This is a genomic window from Candidatus Omnitrophota bacterium (assembly GCA_003598025.1).
Taxonomy (GTDB): domain Bacteria; phylum Omnitrophota; class Gorgyraeia; order Gygaellales; family Profunditerraquicolaceae; genus Profunditerraquicola.
This window is the reverse complement of sequence record QZKH01000003.1, coordinates 485,935-506,020: the sequence shown is the minus strand read 5'-3', so window position 1 is coordinate 506,020 and position 20,086 is coordinate 485,935. Positions and strand designations below refer to the sequence as shown.

21 protein-coding genes are annotated in these 20,086 nt (G+C 41.2%); all 21 read left to right on the top strand.

Features of this window, described 5'->3' with window-relative positions; translation table 11 throughout:
• The first annotated feature begins 12 nt into the window (after nucleotides 1-12).
• Entirely contained in the window at nucleotides 13-786 is a 774-nt protein-coding gene (locus tag C4533_04955) for a hypothetical protein (GenBank protein RJP29148.1), read from the top strand.
• A 62-nt stretch (nucleotides 787-848) separates the two neighbouring features.
• Complete coding sequence (locus C4533_04950; GenBank protein ID RJP29225.1) at nucleotides 849-1,256, top strand: peptide chain release factor-like protein; 408 nt, start codon at nucleotides 849-851, stop codon at nucleotides 1,254-1,256.
• Between the two features lie 112 nt (nucleotides 1,257-1,368).
• On the top strand, nucleotides 1,369-2,328 hold the full coding sequence (locus C4533_04945; protein RJP29224.1) for a bifunctional methionine sulfoxide reductase B/A protein: 960 nt from the start codon (nucleotides 1,369-1,371) through the stop codon (nucleotides 2,326-2,328).
• A 193-nt stretch (nucleotides 2,329-2,521) separates the two neighbouring features.
• Nucleotides 2,522-2,881 (top strand): hypothetical protein, encoded by a 360-nt coding sequence (locus C4533_04940; GenBank protein ID RJP29147.1) that lies wholly within the window; start codon nucleotides 2,522-2,524, stop codon nucleotides 2,879-2,881.
• Between the two features lie 208 nt (nucleotides 2,882-3,089).
• On the top strand, nucleotides 3,090-6,323 hold the full coding sequence (locus tag C4533_04935) for a carbamoyl-phosphate synthase large subunit (GenBank protein ID RJP29146.1): 3,234 nt from the start codon (nucleotides 3,090-3,092) through the stop codon (nucleotides 6,321-6,323).
• 141 nt (nucleotides 6,324-6,464) lie between these two features.
• Nucleotides 6,465-6,851 (top strand): fluoride efflux transporter CrcB, encoded by a 387-nt coding sequence (gene crcB, locus C4533_04930; GenBank protein ID RJP29145.1) that lies wholly within the window; start codon nucleotides 6,465-6,467, stop codon nucleotides 6,849-6,851.
• A gap of 10 nt (nucleotides 6,852-6,861) precedes the next feature.
• The gene (locus C4533_04925; protein ID RJP29144.1) at nucleotides 6,862-7,194 is read left to right on the top strand and encodes a DUF190 domain-containing protein; all 333 of its coding nucleotides are present in this window, start codon (nucleotides 6,862-6,864) and stop codon (nucleotides 7,192-7,194) included.
• Nucleotides 7,195-7,534: 340 nt separating this feature from the next.
• Nucleotides 7,535-7,735 carry a cold-shock protein gene (locus tag C4533_04920; protein RJP29143.1) on the top strand — a complete coding sequence of 67 codons (201 nt, stop codon included), beginning with the start codon at nucleotides 7,535-7,537 and terminating at the stop codon, nucleotides 7,733-7,735.
• A 72-nt stretch (nucleotides 7,736-7,807) separates the two neighbouring features.
• Nucleotides 7,808-8,011: a cold shock domain-containing protein gene (locus C4533_04915; protein RJP29142.1), complete on the top strand. Its 204-nt coding sequence runs from the start codon at nucleotides 7,808-7,810 to the stop codon at nucleotides 8,009-8,011.
• Between the two features lie 16 nt (nucleotides 8,012-8,027).
• Nucleotides 8,028-9,311, top strand: a complete 1,284-nt coding sequence (locus C4533_04910) for a radical SAM protein (GenBank protein RJP29141.1) — start codon at nucleotides 8,028-8,030, stop codon at nucleotides 9,309-9,311.
• 96 nt (nucleotides 9,312-9,407) lie between these two features.
• Nucleotides 9,408-10,727, top strand: a complete 1,320-nt coding sequence (locus tag C4533_04905; GenBank protein RJP29140.1) for a DUF2157 domain-containing protein — start codon at nucleotides 9,408-9,410, stop codon at nucleotides 10,725-10,727.
• 4 nt (nucleotides 10,728-10,731) lie between these two features.
• The gene (locus tag C4533_04900; GenBank protein RJP29139.1) at nucleotides 10,732-11,511 is read left to right on the top strand and encodes a hypothetical protein; all 780 of its coding nucleotides are present in this window, start codon (nucleotides 10,732-10,734) and stop codon (nucleotides 11,509-11,511) included.
• Nucleotides 11,512-11,657: 146 nt separating this feature from the next.
• Complete coding sequence (locus C4533_04895; protein RJP29138.1) at nucleotides 11,658-11,996, top strand: hypothetical protein; 339 nt, start codon at nucleotides 11,658-11,660, stop codon at nucleotides 11,994-11,996.
• A 9-nt stretch (nucleotides 11,997-12,005) separates the two neighbouring features.
• On the top strand, nucleotides 12,006-12,248 hold the full coding sequence (locus C4533_04890) for a hypothetical protein (GenBank protein RJP29137.1): 243 nt from the start codon (nucleotides 12,006-12,008) through the stop codon (nucleotides 12,246-12,248).
• A 5-nt stretch (nucleotides 12,249-12,253) separates the two neighbouring features.
• On the top strand, nucleotides 12,254-12,931 hold the full coding sequence (locus tag C4533_04885) for a hypothetical protein (GenBank protein ID RJP29136.1): 678 nt from the start codon (nucleotides 12,254-12,256) through the stop codon (nucleotides 12,929-12,931).
• An 11-nt stretch (nucleotides 12,932-12,942) separates the two neighbouring features.
• Nucleotides 12,943-13,905: a hypothetical protein gene (locus tag C4533_04880; GenBank protein ID RJP29135.1), complete on the top strand. Its 963-nt coding sequence runs from the start codon at nucleotides 12,943-12,945 to the stop codon at nucleotides 13,903-13,905.
• A gap of 114 nt (nucleotides 13,906-14,019) precedes the next feature.
• On the top strand, nucleotides 14,020-14,850 hold the full coding sequence (gene purU, locus C4533_04875; GenBank protein RJP29223.1) for a formyltetrahydrofolate deformylase: 831 nt from the start codon (nucleotides 14,020-14,022) through the stop codon (nucleotides 14,848-14,850).
• A gap of 100 nt (nucleotides 14,851-14,950) precedes the next feature.
• The gene (locus C4533_04870) at nucleotides 14,951-16,603 is read left to right on the top strand and encodes a glucose-6-phosphate isomerase (GenBank protein ID RJP29134.1); all 1,653 of its coding nucleotides are present in this window, start codon (nucleotides 14,951-14,953) and stop codon (nucleotides 16,601-16,603) included.
• A 59-nt stretch (nucleotides 16,604-16,662) separates the two neighbouring features.
• Nucleotides 16,663-17,355: a potassium transporter TrkA gene (locus C4533_04865; protein ID RJP29133.1), complete on the top strand. Its 693-nt coding sequence runs from the start codon at nucleotides 16,663-16,665 to the stop codon at nucleotides 17,353-17,355.
• Nucleotides 17,356-17,428: 73 nt separating this feature from the next.
• On the top strand, nucleotides 17,429-19,429 hold the full coding sequence (glgP, locus tag C4533_04860) for an alpha-glucan family phosphorylase (GenBank protein RJP29132.1): 2,001 nt from the start codon (nucleotides 17,429-17,431) through the stop codon (nucleotides 19,427-19,429).
• A gap of 22 nt (nucleotides 19,430-19,451) precedes the next feature.
• A complete protein-coding gene (locus C4533_04855; GenBank protein ID RJP29131.1) occupies nucleotides 19,452-20,081 on the top strand; it encodes a cobalamin biosynthesis protein CbiM in 630 nt (209 codons plus the stop codon).
• The last annotated feature ends 5 nt before the right edge of the window (nucleotides 20,082-20,086 follow it).

The following is a 20,086-nucleotide window of genomic DNA, read 5'->3' as shown; positions in this document are numbered from 1 at the left end:
CCTATAATAGACATGCAACATATGGTAAGAAAGTTATTTATATACGCGATTGCCGGAATGTCTTTGTTTTTCTCCGGCTGTGTTACTATTTATAACCCGGCCACAGACAGAAGAGAATTTATTCTTATAAACAGCCCCACAGAGGCGGCTATCGGCAGGAATATGGCAGCCGAACTAGTCAAGACGCAGCCACTTGCAAAGAGCCGCAATCTTCAGGAAAGGGCACGCAGGATTGGCGCTAGGTTAGCCAAAGTGTCAGACCGCCAGGATATAGAATATGAATTTCAGGTATTGGAAGATAAAGAGCTAAATGCCATGACTCTTCCAGGCGGATTTATTTATGTTAACCAGGGGTTAATGGAGAAATTGAATGACGATGAGCTTGCTTCTGTCATCGGCCATGAGATAGGCCATGTGGCTGCCAGGCATGTCATAAAGAAAATCCAGTCGCATGTTTCTTACCAGATACTTCTTACCGTGGCATTTACGGCAGCCGGAGATAAAGGCAGCGCAAAGGCAAGCTATATTGCCGAACAGATAGATATCTTATTTAATCTGATATCATTAAGCTATAGCCGTAAAGATGAATATGAAGCGGATAGATTAGGGGTCAGGTATTCCTCCAGAGCCGGGTTTAATCCTAATGCGGCCATATCTGCCCTGGAAAAAATTAAGCAGGGCCAGAGCCCGGGGCCTGAAATACCTATTTATTTAAGGACGCATCCTTATATAGATGAGCGCATCAAGACCTTAAGGCAGATTATCGAATCCGGGAGTATCGCTTAGCTTCGTTTTATTTATTGCTGGTTGCCTTTAAGAGGAATATAATTAAAAGAAAGCGTATTGAAATGGTATCTTTAGAAAAAGAAAAGATATTAAAAGAAGCTATGCTGCGCCTTGGTGTTAAAGAAGCCGACATCGTTGAGAGATTTATTCGTGCTCAAGGTCCGGGCGGGCAGAATATAAATAAAGTTGCAACCTGCGTGTACCTTCGCCACATACCTACAGGTATTGAAGTCAAGTGCCAGGAGGAGCGCTCTCAGGTTTTAAACCGCTATCGCGCCAGGAGAATTCTTTTAAAAAAAATAGAGAACAGGATTCTTGGCAAACTTTCAGAAGAGCAAAAGCGCATTGAAAAGATCCGGAGGCAGAAACGCAGAAGGTCACGCAGAGCAAAGATAAAAATATTGGAAGCTAAGCGCAGGCATTCTCAAAAGAAATCATTACGTTCTAAAGTCACCGGCATTGATCTTTAGCTATACCGTGAACTATGAGCTGTGAACCGTGAACTAACAATGAACTATGAACAAACGTATTCTTTTATTATCTTTAATATTATTTCTACTTCTTTTACCCTTAGGTAATGCTATGGATTCTAATCTCAGGAATGAAAAGATAAAAATTTATAATGCCATAACCGGTAAAGTTGAAATAGTGGCTAAAATCTACAAAACTGACCAGGAATGGAAGAAAATCCTTACTCCTGAGCAATTTGAAGTCACAAGGTTAAAGGGTACAGAATCTCCGTTCAGCAAAGTTTGCCCTATTCCGTCAAAGGGAGAAGAAGGTATCTATCAATGCGTTGGCTGCGGAACAGACCTCTTTATATACAAAACAAAATTTGATTCTGGGACAGGTTGGCCGAGTTTTTGGGAGCCTGTATCAGAGTTGAACGTCCGGATAAAACCCGACAATAGTTTCGGAATCCAGCGTTTAGAAGTTGTTTGTGCAAGGTGCGATGCGCATTTGGGGCATGTTTTTGATGACGGCCCGCCTCCTACAGGCAAGCGTTATTGTATAAATACCTTGGCTTTGAAGCTTGCAATTATACCTGCCAAAGTACAAACAGAGACAGCTACTTTTGCCGCAGGCTGTTTTTGGGGTGTCGAAGCTGCATTCCGCCAGCTTATCGGTAAAGGAGTTATTTCTACCAGGGTAGGTTATACCGGCGGGCATTTCAAGAACCCGACTTATGAAGATGTCTGTTCCGGTAAGACCGGCCATGCTGAGGCAGTTGAGATAGTTTATGATCCCGCCAAAATATCTTATTCCGGGTTACTTGATATCTTTTGGGATATACATGACCCTACTGCTCTTAACAGACAAGGCCCTGATGTTGGAACGCAGTACCGCTCAGCAATATTTTTCCATACAAAAGGACAGGAAATGCTTGCATTGGAATCCAGGGAGAAACTGGATAAATCGAAAAAGTTTAAGAACCCGGTTGTTACCCAGATCGTGAAAGCACTAGAATTCTATCCGGCTGAAGATTACCATCAGGATTATTATAAAAAGCACGGGTTGAAGCCTTCCTGCCATATACGTTGACAGATTTTTCCTGTCATTACTGTGTTTATAAATAAAAATATTTTTAAAACGTGCGCGTTTATTTTTTATTGACTAAATCATGAATTGTATTAATATTTATAAAACAGCAAAATCCAGCCGTTCGTTGTTAATTATCTAATAATCGCAAAATAAATCATAAATTATAACCATAAACTCTGTAAGGAGGAATGCTATGAGAAGGTTTTTACTTTATTTATTAAGATGGCAGTTGAGCACGCCTATTCTTTGGTTAGTTGTCCGCCGCCTTGGCACAGGTATCTGGTCCACGGTTATCGCAAATCTGATAGGAGGGGCGATATTTTTCTGGGTTGATAAATTCATATTTACCAGTTATGCGGTAGAGGTATGGCAATTTAAAGAGAAAGGTATTTGTGATAATTGCGGAAAACATGAAAGCCTCTGGAGGCTTGCAAAAGCGCCGAATTATGAGAAGCGTGATGCCAAGCCGGTGTTCCTGTGTATGGAGTGTTCTAAGCGAAAGACTGATGAGCTGCGTGCGCGGGGAATAAAAATAAGAGGCAAGAGCCAATAGCCAGTTTTTCGGGCAGCATAAATTAGTCTTGACTCCCGTAATTTTGCCTAATACAATAGTAAAAAGAATCAGGACAAGTTTAAAGGGCACAGCTTATGTTTTTACCGGCACATTCAGGATTTCAAGGCAATTCTTATTAAATTAAGAATTGCCTTTTTTTTAATGTGCTCTGCCTAATTTTTAATCATCTTTTTAGGAGGATTAAGATATGCCAAGAAGAAAAGACATAAAGAAGGTTTTAATAATAGGCTCGGGACCTATTATAATAGGACAGGCGTGTGAATTTGATTATTCCGGTACACAGGCTTGCAAGGCTCTGCGCGAGGAAGGCTACGAGATTGTATTAGTTAATTCAAACCCCGCCACCATCATGACTGACCCGGGTATGGCTGACAGGACTTATATTGAACCTCTTACCGTAGAAAGTGTCAGTAATATTATTGAAAGAGAGCGGCCGGATGCATTATTGCCGAATTTGGGTGGACAGACGGGTTTAAACCTGGCATCCGCTTTGCATAAATCAGGTGTGCTTGATAAATTTAAAGTTAAAATCATCGGAGTTAAGGCGGACGCGATTGAACGCGGTGAAGATCGTGAGGTATTCAAAGATACAATGAAAAAACTTGATATACCCGTACCGCGCTCAAAGATATGCCATTCCGAAGAAGAGGCATTAAAGATTTCTCAGGAGCTTGGGTATCCGGTTGTTGTGCGCCCGGCCTATACGCTTGGAGGGACCGGCGGCGGAATCGCTTATAATAACGAGGACCTGGTAGTATTGGTTAACCGCGGGATAAACGCAAGCCTCATCCATCAGGTTTTAATAGAGGAAGCGGTTATCGGCTGGGAAGAGCTGGAATTGGAAGTGGTCCGTGATGAGCAAAACAAAAAGATTACGGTTTGTTTCATCGAAAATATTGACGCAATGGGGGTTCATACCGGAGACAGCTTTTGCGTAGCGCCGATGCTCACTGTCCCGCAGTCTTTACAGAAGAAAATGCAGGAACTTTCATATAAAATAGTTGACGCAATTGGGGTAGTCGGCGGCACGAACATTCAATTTGCCCATAATCCGAAGGACGACCGACTGGTGGTAATAGAGATTAATCCGCGTACTTCGCGTTCATCTGCGCTTGCTTCCAAGGCAACAGGGTTTCCTATTGCCCGCATTTCAGCTAAACTGGCTTCGGGGCTTAACCTTAATGAAATGCCGTACTGGAGAAAAGGGACATTGGATAATTACGAACCTTGGGGGGATTATGTTGTTATAAAATTTGCGCGTTGGGCTTTTGAGAAATTCCGCCAGGCAAAAGATATACTTGGTACCCAGATGAAGGCAGTTGGCGAAGTGATGAGTATCGCTAAATCATTCAAGGAGGGGTTCGGTAAATCAATACGTTCCCTTGAGACAAACAGGTATGGTTTGGGATTTGCTAAAGATTTCAACACTTTGTCTTTGGAAGACTTGAAGCTCAAGCTGGCTTTTCCTTCCAGTGAGAGGGTTTTTCTGATGTATGAAGCCTTGCGTAAAGGCATAGGCGTGGTTGAGCTGAACAAAATAACTCATATAGGAAAATGGTTTATACAAGAGATGAAAGAAATGGTAGATTTTGAGCAGGATATGCTTGACGCGGGCTGGAAAGGTTTAAGCGATAAAGAGTTAAAAAAAGCTAAAGAGTGGGGGTTTAGCGATAAATATCTTGCGAAGATTTTCAATATCAAAGAAGCCGACGTCCGTAAACGCAGGAAAAAAGTTGTAGGGAACGCCCGTTTCGAGGCTGTGCCTGTTAGCGGCGTAAAAGATGCCGCTTATTATTATTCTACTTATTCTTCCGGTAAGGACCTTGTGCCTGTTTCTGATAAGAAGAAGGTGCTTATTCTGGGCGGCGGGCCTAACCGCATAGGCCAGGGTATCGAATTTGATTATACATGCGTTCATGCAGCTTTTGCCCTGCGCGATGAAGGCTATGAATCGATTATGATTAATTGTAATCCCGAAACAGTATCAACCGATTACGATACTTCCAATAAACTGTATTTTGAACCTTTGACAGTTGAGGATGTCCTGACTATATGGGAAAAAGAAAAGCCGCTCGGGGCTATTGTGCAATTTGGCGGACAGACGCCCCTTAATATCGCCGGCGAACTTGAGCAATGCGGAGTGAAAATATTAGGTACCAGCACAAAAAGCATCTCTTTCGCTGAAGACAGGGAATTATTCAGGCAGAAGATGATTGAGTTAAAGATCCGCCAGACAGAAGGAGCAACAGCCTTTTCTTTGGATGAAGCTATAGCCATTGCAGGTAAAATTGGCTATCCGGTGATGGTGAGGCCATCTTTTGTTTTGGGCGGCAGGGGGATGGAGATAATCTATGACGAAAAGATGCTGGCTAAATATGCCAAGGAAGCTATCCAGGTAAGCCCGGAGTACCCAATGCTTATCGACCGTTTTCTTGCTAATGCTACAGAGTGCGAGGTAGATGCCCTTTGTGACGGGGAGCAGACATTTGTAGCGGCGGTAATGGAGCATATTGAACACGCTGGTATACATTCAGGAGATTCCGCCTGCACTATACCTTCCCGTACTTTAAAAGCCAGGCATTTAAAAACAATCGAAGAATGGACCAGCAAAATTGCCCGCGAGCTTAAGGTCGTAGGTTTTATAAATATCCAATTTGCTATCTGTGAAGATGAAGTTTATATCCTGGAGGCTAATCCCCGGGCGTCAAGGACTGTCCCTTTTGTAGCCAAGACCACAGGTATTCCGCTTGCACGTATTGCTACGCTTCTGATGATGGGCAAGAAAATAAGTGATTTCCCTGAGCTTGCGCAAAAAGCTTTGCCCTATGTTACAGTTAAGGAAGCAGTGTTTCCTTTCAATATGTTTCCTGAGGTCGATCCCGTGTTGGGGCCGGAGATGCGCGCGACAGGAGAAGTTATGGGTATTGACAAGGATTTTGGCATGGCTTTCTTTAAAGCCCAGGAATCAGCAGGGACAAGGCTTCCTACAGAAGGCAATGTTTTGGTGACGGTTAATGATAAAGATAAGGATGAGCTTCTGCTTATCGCCGGTAAATTATCTAATATGGGATTCAGGTTACTGGCAACAGAAAATACCCACAATTTCCTCATGAGTAAGGGCCTGGAATCTGTATTAATCAAGAAGCTTCATGAAGGCCGGCCGAATATAGCAGATGCGGTAAAAAATAAAGAGATTAACCTTATCGTCAATACCCCTGCAGGTCGAATGAGTGTTTACGATGACAGCTATATACGTATGCTTGCTATCCAGTATAAGATACCTTATGTAACTACAATGTCTGCAGCCAGGGCAACAGTAGACGGTATTGAATCGGTTAGGAAAATGTCCTCTAAGCCGCAATCCTTACAGGAGTATCACGAATCATTGAAACAGGCGAGGGTAAAAGAAACAGTTGTATGATAGCAGCAATAAATAAAAGATGATTTTTTAGAGGTTAAGGGGTATAATAAACTGAAGATTAATACTGGCAATGGGGTTTGCCAATAAACGCCTCAACAGGCTGATAACTCCTACAAAATCCAAACAGGAGGACATTGGCTTATGTTGAGGTTTTTTGTTATTGCAACAGGCGGAGCGATAGGGACCCTATTGCGTTATGTTATTTCAGGCATTGATTATAAGTTTTCTGGTGCTGTTTTCCCTTACGGGACGCTGGTAGTCAATCTTTCAGGTTCATTAGTAATAGGATTCTTATGGGGCGTTTTTGAGCGCATAGCGGTTTCTCCAAATATAAGGCTATTTATATTTATCGGTATTCTAGGCGGATTTACCACTTTCTCTACATTCAGTTTGGAGAACTTGAATCTTCTAAGAGACAGCCAATACCGGCTAATGATTATTAATATTTTTTTTACTAATGCCCTAGGTATTATTTTGGTAGTTACCGGATTTTTGTCTGCGAGATTATTGCTGACTTTAATAGATTAAGGAGGAGAATATGAAGCTCCCGGAAGAAGGCATGCTTTTGAGGGTATTTGTAGGCGAGTCCGACGTTTATGAGGGGAAACCTCTTTATGAATACATAGTTTGTAAAGCAAGAGAATTGAATTTGGCAGGCGCAACTGTTATTCGCGGTATTATTGGTTTTGGCGCCGATAGCAGGTTGCATTCGGCAAAAGTCCTCCGTCTTTCAGAAGACCTCCCGGTTGTAATCGAGATTGTAGATACAGATGCAAATCTTAATAAACTCCTGCCTTTTCTGGATGATTGCGTAGTCGAGGGCCTTATTACTCTTGAAAAAGCAAGGGTTATCAAATATAGGCATAAATAATAAGCTAATGGTTAGTCACTATTCTGGCTCATAGTTCATGGATTGTATAGGTATTACGTATGGTGTCCTTGCGATCAACTTTTCTATGAACTATCAACCAGGAACTATGAGCCCTGCCTAAATAAGGATATAATATATAGATTATCTATGAACCATGAACTATGAACCGTGAACTAATTAATCCTTGACATTTGTCTGAATGTAGTGTATATTTACACCTGTAGTAGAGAGGGAAGTGAAATTGAAGCCGTAAGGCAGATAGACTTGCCGAAACGGCTTTTTTTGTTACGAGCCGTTATTTACTACACAAAAAATAAGTAAGAAAGGAGGGTAGTAAGTAATGGCTAGAGGTAAAGTAAAGTGGTTTTCGAACCAAAAAGGTTATGGCTTTATTACTCCTGAATCAGGAAGTGATGTATTCGTACATCATACCGCAATTCAGGGCGATGGCTATAAGACTCTTGCAGAAGGTCAGGAAGTAGAGTTTGATATCGAAAAGGGACCAAAGGGAGAGCAAGCTGTCAGAGTAGTAAAATTATAATCTTTGACTATAAGCAAAGGCCTGGGATTATAATAGATCCCAGGCCTTATTTTTTACAGAGAGGAGTTTCAAATGCATACAGGTAAAATAAAGAAGCTGGTCCGTGACAGGGGTTTCGGGTTCATAAGTGATAATGACGGCAGAGAATTGTTCTTTCATCAGAGCGGGCTCGTAGACGCTAAATTCGATACCTTAACTGAGGACCAGGAAGTCACATTTGAAGTAGAGAAATCCGATAAAGGCCCGAGAGCAGTAACTATTAATATCGTAAAATAAGCATTAAAATAATTTTATGAAGATAGTATTTATTGAACCGCGTTCATCCGAGGCAAATGTTTATAGTAAACTTGCTATGCCTCTTCTGGGGCCCGTCTATCTTGGGACGATCCTCAGAGACAGGGGGCACGAAGTTACTATATATAAGGAAGATATATGCATGCCGGATTACAGTAAGCTTGAGGCAGATGTTATAGGTATATCAATCCTTACTTCTACTGCTAAGCGGGGATATGAAATCGCTAAGAGATTCCCTAGGGAGAAGGTGGTAATTGGAGGAATACATGCCAGCCTTCTGCCTGAGGAAGCCAGCCAGTATGCCCGCCAGGTAGTAATAGGCGAAGGCGAAAATATAATAGTTGATGTAATTGAGGGCAGGAATAAAGACAGATTAGTTTATGGCAGTGCAGTTGAAGACCTTGATAGCCTTCCTTTTCCGGATTTTTCATTGATTAAAGGATACAGAAGGGCTTCTGCAGTTACCTTGGTTTCTACTTCTAGAGGGTGCCCGTTTGATTGCAGTTTTTGTGCGGTAACCAAGCTATTCGGGCGTAAATACCGTTTCCGCAGCGCAGAGAGCGTAATTAGAGAGCTTAAATTACGCAGAAACAATACATTATTTTTCTGCGATGATAATTTTGCTGCGCATCCAAAAAGGACACTTGCCCTGCTTAGATTCATGTTAGGTGAAAGATTAAGGAATTGGGCATGCCAGGTACGCTGCGATGTGACAAAAAACGATAAGCTCTTGGGGCTGATGGCCCGGGCAGGGTGTAAAGTAGTCTGCGTAGGCATAGAATCAGTCAATGAACTTAGCCTTAAAGCATACGATAAAAAGCAGACAGTGGCAGATATCTCCGATTCGCTTGCCGCATTCCATAAGAAAAAAATCAAGGTTCACGGTATGTTTGTCTTAGGCGGAGATAATGATGATACAAAGACTGTCTGGGATACGATAAGATTCGCAAGAAAACATAGGATAGACACTATGCAGATGTGCGCACTGACCCCTTTTCCCGGTACAAAAGTTTTTGATGAGCTGGAAAAAGAGGGGCGCATATTTACAAAAGACTGGAGCCTTTATGACGGCCAGCATGTGGTATTTAAGCCAAAGTTGATATCCGCCAAAGAGCTGCAGCATGAACTTATTAAAGGTTACACTAAATTTTATTCCCTCTCAAGATCGATAGCCCTCCTTTTAAAACTACGCTTGCGCAATGCTGTATTTAACCTCATCGGTTACGTGGTAATAAAGGATTGGAAGAAGGCAAACCGCGATATGTCGTGGTTGGTCGAATAATACCTTACGCTGCATAAAGATCCGTAAAATCCGCATTTTTATCCTTCAGGGAATTAAAATTATTGACTTTAATAATTACAATGATAAAATTAATCCATGGTTTCAAAAGCATGGGTAAAAAAGCTTTATGAGGAGACCAAGAACTGGGTGAGTCAGGGGATAATTGACTCTTCCCAGGAGAGCCGCATCCGCAGTTTTTATTCCAGCCGTCCTGAATATAACCGTTTAATCAATACAGTAATATCGTTAGGTTCAATCCTCATTGGTTTAGGTATAATCCTTTTTATAGCCTCAAACTGGCAAAAAATACCTAAATTATCAAAGGTGCTGATTATCTTTTCGGCGATTACGCTATTTCATCTGGCAAGCTACTATTTCAGGTATATAAAAGACAGGTATCTTGGCTTAAGCGAAGGCTTCTTAATAATAGGTTCATTTGCGTTCGGGGCAGGTATATGGCTTATAGCCCAGATCTATCAAATACACTATAATTTTTCAGCCGGAATATTATTCTGGATAATCGGTATATTGCCAATTGTTTTTATCTGCCGTTCATGGACAGTGTTAAGCCTTTCTTCGCTTCTTAGCCTTATATGGCTTTTTTCCTACCAGGCTTATTATTATGAACGGGAGGCCTACGGAGTCTTTCTTTTGCTGGCTGTTTTAGTGTGGTTGTCATATTATATCAAGCAGAGATTCTCTTTGTTTATTTCTATAGCCATTGTTTTTTACTGGATAATACATTTTTGGATGATCAAATGTGAAAACCTGGCTTACGCCGGGCTTAGCGCTCAGATCATGCTGGTAAGTGTTTTAAGTTTTTTTGGTTTTTTGCTTTATGCCCTGGGTATGCAGCATGAAAAGCTTAAGAACTTTAATATCTTTGCTTTTTTGTATAAATTTATCGGAGTCTTGATTATTTGTATAAGCGCCTATTCTCTTACTTTTTCACACCATTATGATAATTATATCGGTTTAGGGTGCAAGCCGGTATTCAATATCCTGCTTGTGTTTTTTGTTTTACTTCCCCTGGCCTTACTACACAAGATGTCCAAGGCTGAAGACCCTAATGATGCAAAAGAATCAGGCTACGTCCTCATGCTGTTGTGTGTTTCAGCCCTGGGTATGTGTTTGGGCCTGACATTTCCAAAAACAACTTCCTGGTTTTATAATCTTGCCTTATTGCTTAATATATTCGTTCTGATGTATCTTAGTTTCTTAAGGCACAGCGAAGGGGTATTCCGCCTGATAATAATTATATTCTTCATTGATGTGCTTAGCAGGTATTTCGATACGTTATGGAAAATGATGCCCAGGTCATTATTATTTATGCTGGGAGGGGTTATCTTAATAGTCGGGTCTATACTTGCGGATAATGCAAGAAGGAAAATAGAAGCAAAAATGCACCGGGGTTAACAGAATGAAGAGAAAATATTTTATTTTGGTTATATTGATCCTGCAATTATGTTTCCTGGCAGCAATGATTTTTTATCAGCAGGCGAAGCTTAAAGATGCTCACAGGATATTGCTTGAGACGATACCGGTTGATCCCATGAGCGTATTCCGCGGCAATTACGTTGCTTTAAGATATAAAATAAACGACCTGCCAGTTAAGCTGCTTAAGGACGCAACCGTAGATAAGATAAAAAGCGGCCAGGAGATATACGTTTTATTGAATAAGGAAGGCGAGTATTGGCAGCCGGAGGCTGTTTATATTAAAAAGCCAAAGACAGGCGGGTTATATATAAAAGGCAGGGTCAATAGTCACTATTTTATGAGTAGCCGGCTGGATACTATTTGGGCCAGCTACGGTATTGAATCATTTTTCTTAAGCCAGGAACTTGCCCGGGAAGTTGAGAGGCCCAATAACTGGCGGGAGATTGAGAAGCGCAGGCAAGAGCTCATCAATAATCTTGATGAGGAGACCAGAAGAATCTATAAGGCAGGAATATCCCGCTGGTGGTATAACAACCTTGAGAAAGAGATAGATATCTGGGTCAAGGAAGGGATCATTCTTAAGCCGGAAGAAGATAAGATTAAAGAGAAATATGAAAAGGCTCTAGAAAAAATTGAAGCGTTGAATACAAACGTTTTGTCTCCAGGTTCCGGGAGTAGTAATATAGTAGTAGAAGTGGCTATTGATTCTAAAGGAGAGGCTCATCCGGTTAAGCTATTCTTAGATGGCAAAGTATATCAGTGAAATACCTGATTACCTGAACCCCTACCAAAGTTTTTTCATCTCAATTGTTTTTAAATTTCAGTATCAGTCTTTACCCCGAGTGTAAAGTATTTGGAAAGGCTAGCTATATGAGTTATAATGAGTATAAGTCAGGATAGGAGGTGGATATGCAGTTAGAAGAATTAGCCGGTAAATTGATTCTTATTAAGTTCTCCGATGAAATCAGGCAGGATTTGTCACTCTTCCAGATCTATAAGGATGAAGTGTGGGCTGTTGTCACCGGTGTCGATGATATAGGTGTCTGGATTGAGAATCCCGCGTATGAGCTGGGTGTTTGGTGGGATGATAAAGGAGAGCTTATCCCTCCCAACAAACAGGTAAAAGAAAAGGTAAAAACGAATATACTTATCCCCTGGAGGTATCTTAAAGGATTGATGAGTGTAAGCGATGAGCGTTTCCAGAAATTAAAAAGCGAAAGGATGCCGGGTTTCCAGTCGTATAAATAAGTGAATCGGATGCTTATTTTAAATATAGTCTCAGTTATTCTGGAAATAGCAATTGTTTTTATCGGTCTGGCCGTATATTTAAACAAGAATAAGAGATACGGTTTATGTATCAGTTTCACTTTTGCAGTCTATGCATTTTATGACTTATCCCGTTTTTTCAGCTGGGATATAAATAAAGGCTTGCTAAGCGTTATTTTCTTCCTCGCAAGCCTGTCGGTATTTTGGGCGATGTTAAAGATTTATAGATATTGATAATTATGCCAGGCAGAATAAAATTTACCACACTCTTTATTATATTTATTGCAGCACTTATAATTGTGTATTTAATAAAAATACACGCAGAAAGGATGATCCTATCCCAGATAATCTCAAGGCTGACTGCCGAGTCCCGGATTGCACAGGTTATCGTCACCCGGGTTGAGAAAGACCCTGCCACCAATAAGGAACTTACAACTATCAAATTTCTTGAGTACGATACCGATAATTCTGCGCTAAAACCCAGATATTTTACCTTCCCCGGCAATATAATCCATTTCCAGGCGTTAGTGATCCGCTTTGATGATAAATTCGTCATGAAAGGAAACCGGCTCAAAGGTAAAAGCGCATATATATTTATGAAAACATTTGTTATTAATGGCAAAGAAGCCCAGGTATACGAAATTAATAAAGTTGACAATATCCCGTCAGGCTATGAAATAAAGGGCAGGGCAAGCAATTTCCAAAAGAAGATCTGGAAAGAATTCTGGGATTATGCTTTAGATAATGATAAGGCGAAGTTGTTGGGGATTAAGAACGCGCAGATAGAGGCTCCTGCCAGTAAGTTTGTCCCGGGTATACTTTATACGGTTAAAATCGAACATGACGGGGGTATCCGAATTGATACGCAGCCATTGCCTAAAGTCCTGGATGGAGAGATAAACACGAGGAATAAATGATAGGGGGATAAATGAAAAAGATCATTATCATAGTAGGTATTATACTTTTAATTACCTTGACTCTGATGGTGCTTAGGGACCAGATTATCAGGACTACCATAACAGTTGCCGCATCAAGCATCCTTGGTGCCCCGGTGAGAGTAGAAGGTTTTTCTATGGGTATATTTAAACAGTCAATGATGATCAGCGGCCTGACTGTTTATAATCCTAAAGGTTTCCCTAAGGGGATAATAATAGAATTAACGAAGATCAGAGTAGAATATGACCTGGCTGCTTTATTGAAAAAAGAGATACACCTTCCTAATGCTGAAATCGTGGTTAAAGAAGTCGGCCTGATAAAGAACAGGGAAGGGAAGCTTAATGCCGATGCTTTAAAGGTTTCGCAAAATCATGCGCCAAAAGAACCAAAAGCAAAATCAAAACCCGCAGATTTGCCTTTGCGCATAGACCACCTTAAGCTTAATATAGGAAGGCTGGTTATGAAAGATTACTCTGTGGGGGATGAGCCGACTGTAAATGTATATGAGATTAATATAAATAAGGACTATAAGAATATAACCAGCGCAAAGCAGCTGGCAATCCTTATATTATCCGAACCGATGAAATCAGCCGGGATTAAGGGCGCGGCTATCTATGGGGTCGCTATGGTAGCGGGGGTAGCAGTATTGCCGGTTGCGGTTGCGGCAACGTTTGTAGGTAAAGACAGTGCCCAGGCAGAACTTGATGTCAGTTATGATGAGCTTTGCAAGGCAACGGAACATGTTTTGAATTCTGCGGGAAGGTTGACCAGGATGAATGAACGAAACGGCTGTATCGGCGGAGATGTAAGAGGGGCAAGTATCGGAGTAAAGCTTGAAAAGATATCGGAACGCAAAACTCGTATTACGGTTTCCGCCAGGAAGTTTATGCTGCCAAGGCCGGAAATAGCTTCAGGGATCATATATAAGATAAAAGAAGAGTTAATAAAAAAATAAACCCTGCCTTATCAGGTTTTTAAAGCGGCATAACGTTTATTTTATCTAATATTATTTAACCACATATCTTATAGTCTTTAATAAAAGGCGGTGGGGATGAGCGGAACAAAAAGAATGGTTTTATTATTACAGTGCGGTGACCAGAAGGGAATAGTGGCTAAAGTTTCAGATTTTATCTTCAGGAATGACGGCAATATAATAACCGCTAATCAGCATACTACCGATCCTGCCAAAGGTCATTTTTCAATGCGCGTAGAGTTTGAGATCGACTCAGCAAATAAAGATATCCTGGAATTTAAAAATGAATTCAGCCGGATTGCGGATAGTTTCGGCGCCAAATGGCAGATGCACGATAAGAGCCGGATACTGAATATGGGTATATTAGTATCTAAACCCGACCATTGCCTCGTTGATTTATTGTATCTTGTTAAATCAGGTGAGTTGCCTGTAAATATACCGTTTGTCATCAGTAACTATGAAAACCACAGGAGCTTAGCAGAGCAGTACCATATACCTTTTTATTATGTTGCGGCAAACAAAAGCAATAGGCAGGAGGATAAGATCCTTGCCCTTGCTAATAACTCGGATTTCCTGGTTTTGGCCAGGTACATGCTGGTATTATCAAAGAATTTCTTATCCAGTTATGCAAAGGATATAATAAATATCCACCACGGTTTTCTTCCTTCATTTAAGGGAGCTAATCCTTACCGCCAGGCCCTTGATAGGGGGGTCAAGGTTATCGGCGCAACGGCCCATTTTGTTAATGAGGACCTTGATGACGGACCGATAATAAGCCAATCCGTAGAATACATTTCACATAATGATGATTTAACCAGCCTTATCAGAAAAGGCAAGAACCTGGAGAAAAGGGCTTTATCATCAGCGATAAGCAGCTATATAGATTACCGGATAATCAGGCTTGGGAATAAAACAATTGTTTTCTAAATTTTCTTGCTTTAAGAATACAGTGAATGTAAAATGTAACCTAATAGAATTAACTTTTAAGATTACGCAGCCAGATTAACAACATCCAAAGGGGCGTTATATGTTAAAAAAAGCCAATCCTGAAAAAACAAAGGCCTGGGCCGGCCTTGTCCGGCACCGTAAAAAGATGCAGAAGGTGCATATGCGCCAGCTTTTCCGCGATGATGAGGATAGGGCTTCGAAGTTCTCTCTTAATTTTAAGGATATTTTATTTGACTATTCCAAGAATATAATTAATGAAGAGACAATTAAGCTTTTTGTAGGCTTGGCAGAAGCGGCCGGGCTTAAAGACGCCATAGAAAGCATGTTTAACGGCGCAAAGATAAACGAAACCGAAAACCGCGCAGTGCTTCACACAGCTTTAAGGAACCGCTCAGGAAAACCCGTTTATGTCGATGGCAAAAATGTCATGAATGATATCAATGCCGTTTTATCCCGGATGGAAAAATTTTCCGATAGCATTATTTCGGGCAGCTGGAAAGGGTATTCAGGAAAGCCAATAAGGAACATAGTCAATATCGGTATAGGAGGTTCTGATCTGGGCCCGGCTATGGCGGTAGAGGCATTAAAATATTATAAAAAGCCGAATATCGACATTCATTTTGTTTCAAATGTAGACGCAACCCATATAGCGGAAACTTTAAAAAGGCTGGATCCAGAGGATACACTGTTTATGGTCGCCTCAAAGACTTTTACTACGCAGGAGACAATGGCCAATGCTTATAGTGCCAGGGATTGGTTCTTAAAAGCAGCAAAGGATAACGCGCATATAAGTAAGCATTTTGTGGCAATATCGACGAATGAGCAGAGAGTAATGGAATTCGGGATTAATAAGGAGAATATGTTTGTTTTCTGGGATTGGGTTGGGGGCAGGTATTCGTTATGGTCAGCCATAGGCCTTTCTATTGCATGCGCGGTGGGTTTTGAAAATTTTATCCAGCTTCTTGAAGGCGCGCATGAAATGGATGAGCATTTCAGGAATACTCAGCTGGATAAGAATATACCTTTTATAATGGCTGCCTTAGGGGTTTGGTATAATAATTTTTTTGGCGCGCAGACTTACGCTATCCTGCCTTATGACCAGTACCTGCACAGATTTCCGGCATATCTACAGCAGGCAGATATGGAGAGTAACGGCAAGAATATATCCAGGGGCGGTGAACCTGTGAAATATCAGACCGGGCCTGTGATATGGGGCGAACCGGGCACAAATGGGCAGCATGCTTTTTATCAGCTTATACACCAGGGGACAAAACTCATACCTTGCGATTTTATAGCGCCTATTAAAACGCATAATAGAATAGGTGACCATCACAGAATACTGCTTGCAAATCTTTTTGCGCAGGCTCAAGCTTTGATGAAAGGCAAGAACAGGGAAGAAGCATTAAACGAGTTAAAGGCAAGCGGAAAGACACCGCAAGAGATAAAAAAGCTTTTGCCATTTAAAATATTCAACGGCAACAGGCCGAGTAACACGATTTTATTGAAAGAGTTGACTCCGCGGTCATTAGGATCTTTGATAGCCATGTATGAACATAAGATCTTTGTGCAGGGGATTATTTGGAATATTTTTAGTTTTGACCAGTGGGGGGTGGAATTAGGCAAGCAGCTGGCATCCGGAATATTGCCGCAGCTCGGCTCAAAGAGTAAAACAGATTCATATGATTCTTCAACTAATGCGTTGATAAATTATTTTAATATGTATTCATCGTAATATTATATGCGATTAAAAAAGACCAAAAATAAAAGTATATTGATATACGGGAGGTTAGAATGTTTGCTCTGATTGGCCTTCTTATAATTATAACACTGTCTTTGATCGGCGTTAGAATTGGAGCGATTGCACTTGAGCTCACTTGGCTATCCCCTGAAATAGCATCCTTTCAGGCGCAATCTGCTTTTTCAGGTGCCGGTTTTACTACTTCAGAGTCAGAGGCTATAGTCGCCCATCCAGTGCGGCGCAGGATAATACGCTTGCTTATACTTTTTGGCAGTGCGGGTATCACAACGTCAATGGCTACGCTAGTCCTTACTTTTATGGACAAAAATGGCACGGATTTTGCCATAAAAGGCATTATTCTTTTATTGGGGCTATTACTTATATTTTTATTTGCGCGGTCAAGGCACATATATGTCTTAATGAGAAAGGTTATAAGTAAGGCTCTTAAGAAATGGACAACAATGCGTATCTTTGATTATGAACAGCTCTTAGGACTTAGTGAAGGTTATTGCATATCTAGGGTCATTGTGAGAAAAAATAGCTGGGCCGTTGATAAAAAACTCAACGAATTGCACCTTGAACAGCTTGGGGTGCTCGTTTTAGGTATTTACCGCAAAATTGGCAGAAGAGAGAAATTCATCGGAGGACTGACCGGAGAAACAGTTATTAATTCCGGAGATATCCTTATCTGTTATTCTCAACAGGATGCCAGCCCAATTCTAAGTAATGAGCATCACCCTGCTTAGTCAGATTCTATTATTTTAACTGAATGCCCGCAAGGCCGGAGGCATTCATAATTTTATTTAAAGAAAGGAAGACATGGGGCCTTTATCAGAGTTTTTATCTTTGGTTAATGTAGATAACTTCGAAGATGTTTACAGTAAAGATATAACCGATGACGTTTATTTCGGCATGCCGCTTGAGAGCATAATCGAATGCGAAAAGAGGCTGCGTTCACAGGATTCACGCTGCATAGCTTATTTTTCAATGGAATACGGCCTTGCATCCAGTTTTTACAACCGGTTTTCGATTAACAGGCCGATAGACATTAAAAATAAAAGCCAGGAGAATGAAGTTTTCTCTAATTTCCGCCTGGGAGATTATTTTTTTACTCTTAAGGTCGGCGATATCATAGATATGCCTATATATAGCGGAGGTTTAGGGGTGCTTGCTGGCGATACTATAAAAACGATGGCTGATTATAAGCTGCCTGTTGCCGGCATCGGCATGCTCTGGAACTCCGGGTATTTTAAACAGAGATTCTGGTTTAAATACGGCCAGGTACCGGAGGAGATGCATTGGGACCATGCTACTTATCCCGGGCTTATTCCTTTAAAAGACAGGGTAAAGATTTCCCTAAAAGACGAAGATATATATTTGCGGCTTTGGAAATATTATGTTTACAGTTATAAGCATGATTACGCGATACCCCTGATATTATTGGATTCAAATCTAAGCGAGAATAGCGAAAAAGACAGACACCTTACTGACCAGCTTTACCGCAGCGATAATGTATGGATTAAAATAATGCAGAGAGTCATATTGGGCATGGGCGGTGTTTCTGCGTTGCGTGAATTAAAATATAATATAGATATCTATCATCTTAACGAAGGCCATGCGATTTTTTCTTTTATTGAAAAGGCCAGAGGCCTGCCGAAAGAACAGGTTCAGGATATAAGGAAGAATTTTGTTTATACATGCCATACGCCGGTCGAGGCCGGGCATGACAGGTTCAGCCACAATGACTTAAGCAATGTATTGAATCCGAAAGACCTTGAACTGACAGAAGAATTCGGCTTAGAATCAAAAAATGTCATTAATCTTACCTTGTTATCAATGAACGCTTCTTCAGCCATAAATGCCGTATCTTTAAACCACCAGAAGGTAATGCATATCCAATTTCCTAAATATAAAGATAGGATTGACTATGTTACTAACGGTGTGCATTCACATACATGGATTTCTAGCCGTTTCAAAGAACTTTATGAGAAATATAGGCCCGTCCTTGGGGATATAGAAGCTGACCCTATGAGCTTAAGTAAGGTTAACCGGTTAAGGGATGATAATGAGTTTCGCGCCAGTATTTGGAACGCGCATCAGAATAATAAGATAGAATTATCGAACAAGCTAAGCAAATGGAAGCTGGATAAGGACATATTTACATTATGCTGGTCAAGAAGAATGGCAGGGTATAAGCGTCCCAGCCTGATACTGGAAGATGTTAACAGGCTCATAGAGATATCAGAGAGAGTGGGGCCCATACAGATAATTTTCGCAGGCAAGGCTCATCCGAATGACGACCTTGGATTCACCCATATTAATACGATGCTTGATAAGATTGACCGGCTTACGGGTTCATTCGGCAGTTTAAAAATTATCATGCTTGAAAATTATGAGATAGCCCTTGCGCATATGCTTACTTCAAGCGTTGATGTATGGTTAAATAATCCTTTGCCCCCGTTTGAGGCCTCCGGGACAAGCGGTATGAAAGCGATTCTAAACGCCGTGCTCCAGATCAGCACCCTTGACGGCTGGATAGTCGAAGCTAAAGACAGCAATATAGGTAGAATATTTGGATACTGTAATAAGGAAGGTGAGATCGGTAATGAGAGCGAGCTCCATCTTGAACAGGATTCCAAGGAGTTACATAAGGCCCTGGAAGATATGGCACGTTTATATTATGAGACCAATAAAGGGACGAGTGTGAATATAGATTCCGAATGGATAGATATTATGATTAATTGTGTGGCTACCGGCGGGTATTTTAATACTTACCGCATGCTTGACCAGTATAAAGAGAAGATTTGGAAAATAAAATGATTGTCCTCTAGCTGTAATAATTATGCACATTCCGGATGGATTCTTAACTTTTAATGTTTGGGGGGCGGCGTGGCTGGTTTCTGCCGGCGGGATTAGCTATTGCCTGAGAAAAACATCCCAGGTTTTAAAAGACAGGATGGTCCCTCTTATGGGGGTCATCAGTGCTTTTGTTTTTGCCGCGCAGATGGTTAATTTTCCTGTTGTAGGCGGGACCTCGGGGCATTTGCTGGGAGGTATACTTGCGGCTATTTTAGTCGGGCCTTATGTAGCTGCCGTGGTCATAAGCGTTGTTTTATTGGTGCAATGCATAATATTCCAGGATGGGGGCCTGACTGCTCTGGGAGCCAATATATTTAATATGTCTATTGTCGGCACCATGGGCGGATATTTGGTATATTTAGGAGTACGAAAAATATCCGGTAAACATGGGCCGATCATGCCGGCAACTGCGATAGCTTCCTGGTTTTCAGTCGTCCTGGCTTCTCTTTTTTGCTCTTTTGAGCTTGTCCTGTCAGAAATTTCTCCTTTAAATGTTGTTTTACCGGCGATGCTCAGCATACATATGCTTATCGGTATTGGCGAAGCGATGATAACATGTTTTGTGGTCGGTTTTGTTATTAAAGTAAGGCCGGATTTAATTTACGGCAAATAATAAAA

What these genes read in the sequence shown, in the direction of transcription:
- C4533_04945 (RJP29224.1), top strand. Translation starts at nt 1,369, where the DNA reads ATGGATTCTAATCTCAGGAATGAAAAGATAAAAATTTATAATGCCATA.
- C4533_04900 (RJP29139.1), top strand. Translation starts at nt 10,732, where the DNA reads ATGAAGAGAAAATATTTTATTTTGGTTATATTGATCCTGCAATTATGT.
- purU (RJP29223.1), top strand. Translation starts at nt 14,020, where the DNA reads ATGGTTTTATTATTACAGTGCGGTGACCAGAAGGGAATAGTGGCTAAA.
- C4533_04955 (RJP29148.1), top strand. Translation starts at nt 13, where the DNA reads ATGCAACATATGGTAAGAAAGTTATTTATATACGCGATTGCCGGAATG.
- C4533_04920 (RJP29143.1), top strand. Translation starts at nt 7,535, where the DNA reads ATGGCTAGAGGTAAAGTAAAGTGGTTTTCGAACCAAAAAGGTTATGGC.
- C4533_04870 (RJP29134.1), top strand. Translation starts at nt 14,951, where the DNA reads ATGTTAAAAAAAGCCAATCCTGAAAAAACAAAGGCCTGGGCCGGCCTT.
- C4533_04915 (RJP29142.1), top strand. Translation starts at nt 7,808, where the DNA reads ATGCATACAGGTAAAATAAAGAAGCTGGTCCGTGACAGGGGTTTCGGG.
- C4533_04895 (RJP29138.1), top strand. Translation starts at nt 11,658, where the DNA reads ATGCAGTTAGAAGAATTAGCCGGTAAATTGATTCTTATTAAGTTCTCC.
- C4533_04940 (RJP29147.1), top strand. Translation starts at nt 2,522, where the DNA reads ATGAGAAGGTTTTTACTTTATTTATTAAGATGGCAGTTGAGCACGCCT.
- C4533_04890 (RJP29137.1), top strand. Translation starts at nt 12,006, where the DNA reads ATGCTTATTTTAAATATAGTCTCAGTTATTCTGGAAATAGCAATTGTT.
- C4533_04935 (RJP29146.1), top strand. Translation starts at nt 3,090, where the DNA reads ATGCCAAGAAGAAAAGACATAAAGAAGGTTTTAATAATAGGCTCGGGA.
- glgP (RJP29132.1), top strand. Translation starts at nt 17,429, where the DNA reads ATGGGGCCTTTATCAGAGTTTTTATCTTTGGTTAATGTAGATAACTTC.
- C4533_04950 (RJP29225.1), top strand. Translation starts at nt 849, where the DNA reads ATGGTATCTTTAGAAAAAGAAAAGATATTAAAAGAAGCTATGCTGCGC.
- C4533_04865 (RJP29133.1), top strand. Translation starts at nt 16,663, where the DNA reads ATGTTTGCTCTGATTGGCCTTCTTATAATTATAACACTGTCTTTGATC.
- C4533_04910 (RJP29141.1), top strand. Translation starts at nt 8,028, where the DNA reads ATGAAGATAGTATTTATTGAACCGCGTTCATCCGAGGCAAATGTTTAT.
- crcB (RJP29145.1), top strand. Translation starts at nt 6,465, where the DNA reads ATGTTGAGGTTTTTTGTTATTGCAACAGGCGGAGCGATAGGGACCCTA.
- C4533_04885 (RJP29136.1), top strand. Translation starts at nt 12,254, where the DNA reads ATGCCAGGCAGAATAAAATTTACCACACTCTTTATTATATTTATTGCA.
- C4533_04880 (RJP29135.1), top strand. Translation starts at nt 12,943, where the DNA reads ATGAAAAAGATCATTATCATAGTAGGTATTATACTTTTAATTACCTTG.
- C4533_04855 (RJP29131.1), top strand. Translation starts at nt 19,452, where the DNA reads ATGCACATTCCGGATGGATTCTTAACTTTTAATGTTTGGGGGGCGGCG.
- C4533_04905 (RJP29140.1), top strand. Translation starts at nt 9,408, where the DNA reads ATGGTTTCAAAAGCATGGGTAAAAAAGCTTTATGAGGAGACCAAGAAC.
- C4533_04925 (RJP29144.1), top strand. Translation starts at nt 6,862, where the DNA reads ATGAAGCTCCCGGAAGAAGGCATGCTTTTGAGGGTATTTGTAGGCGAG.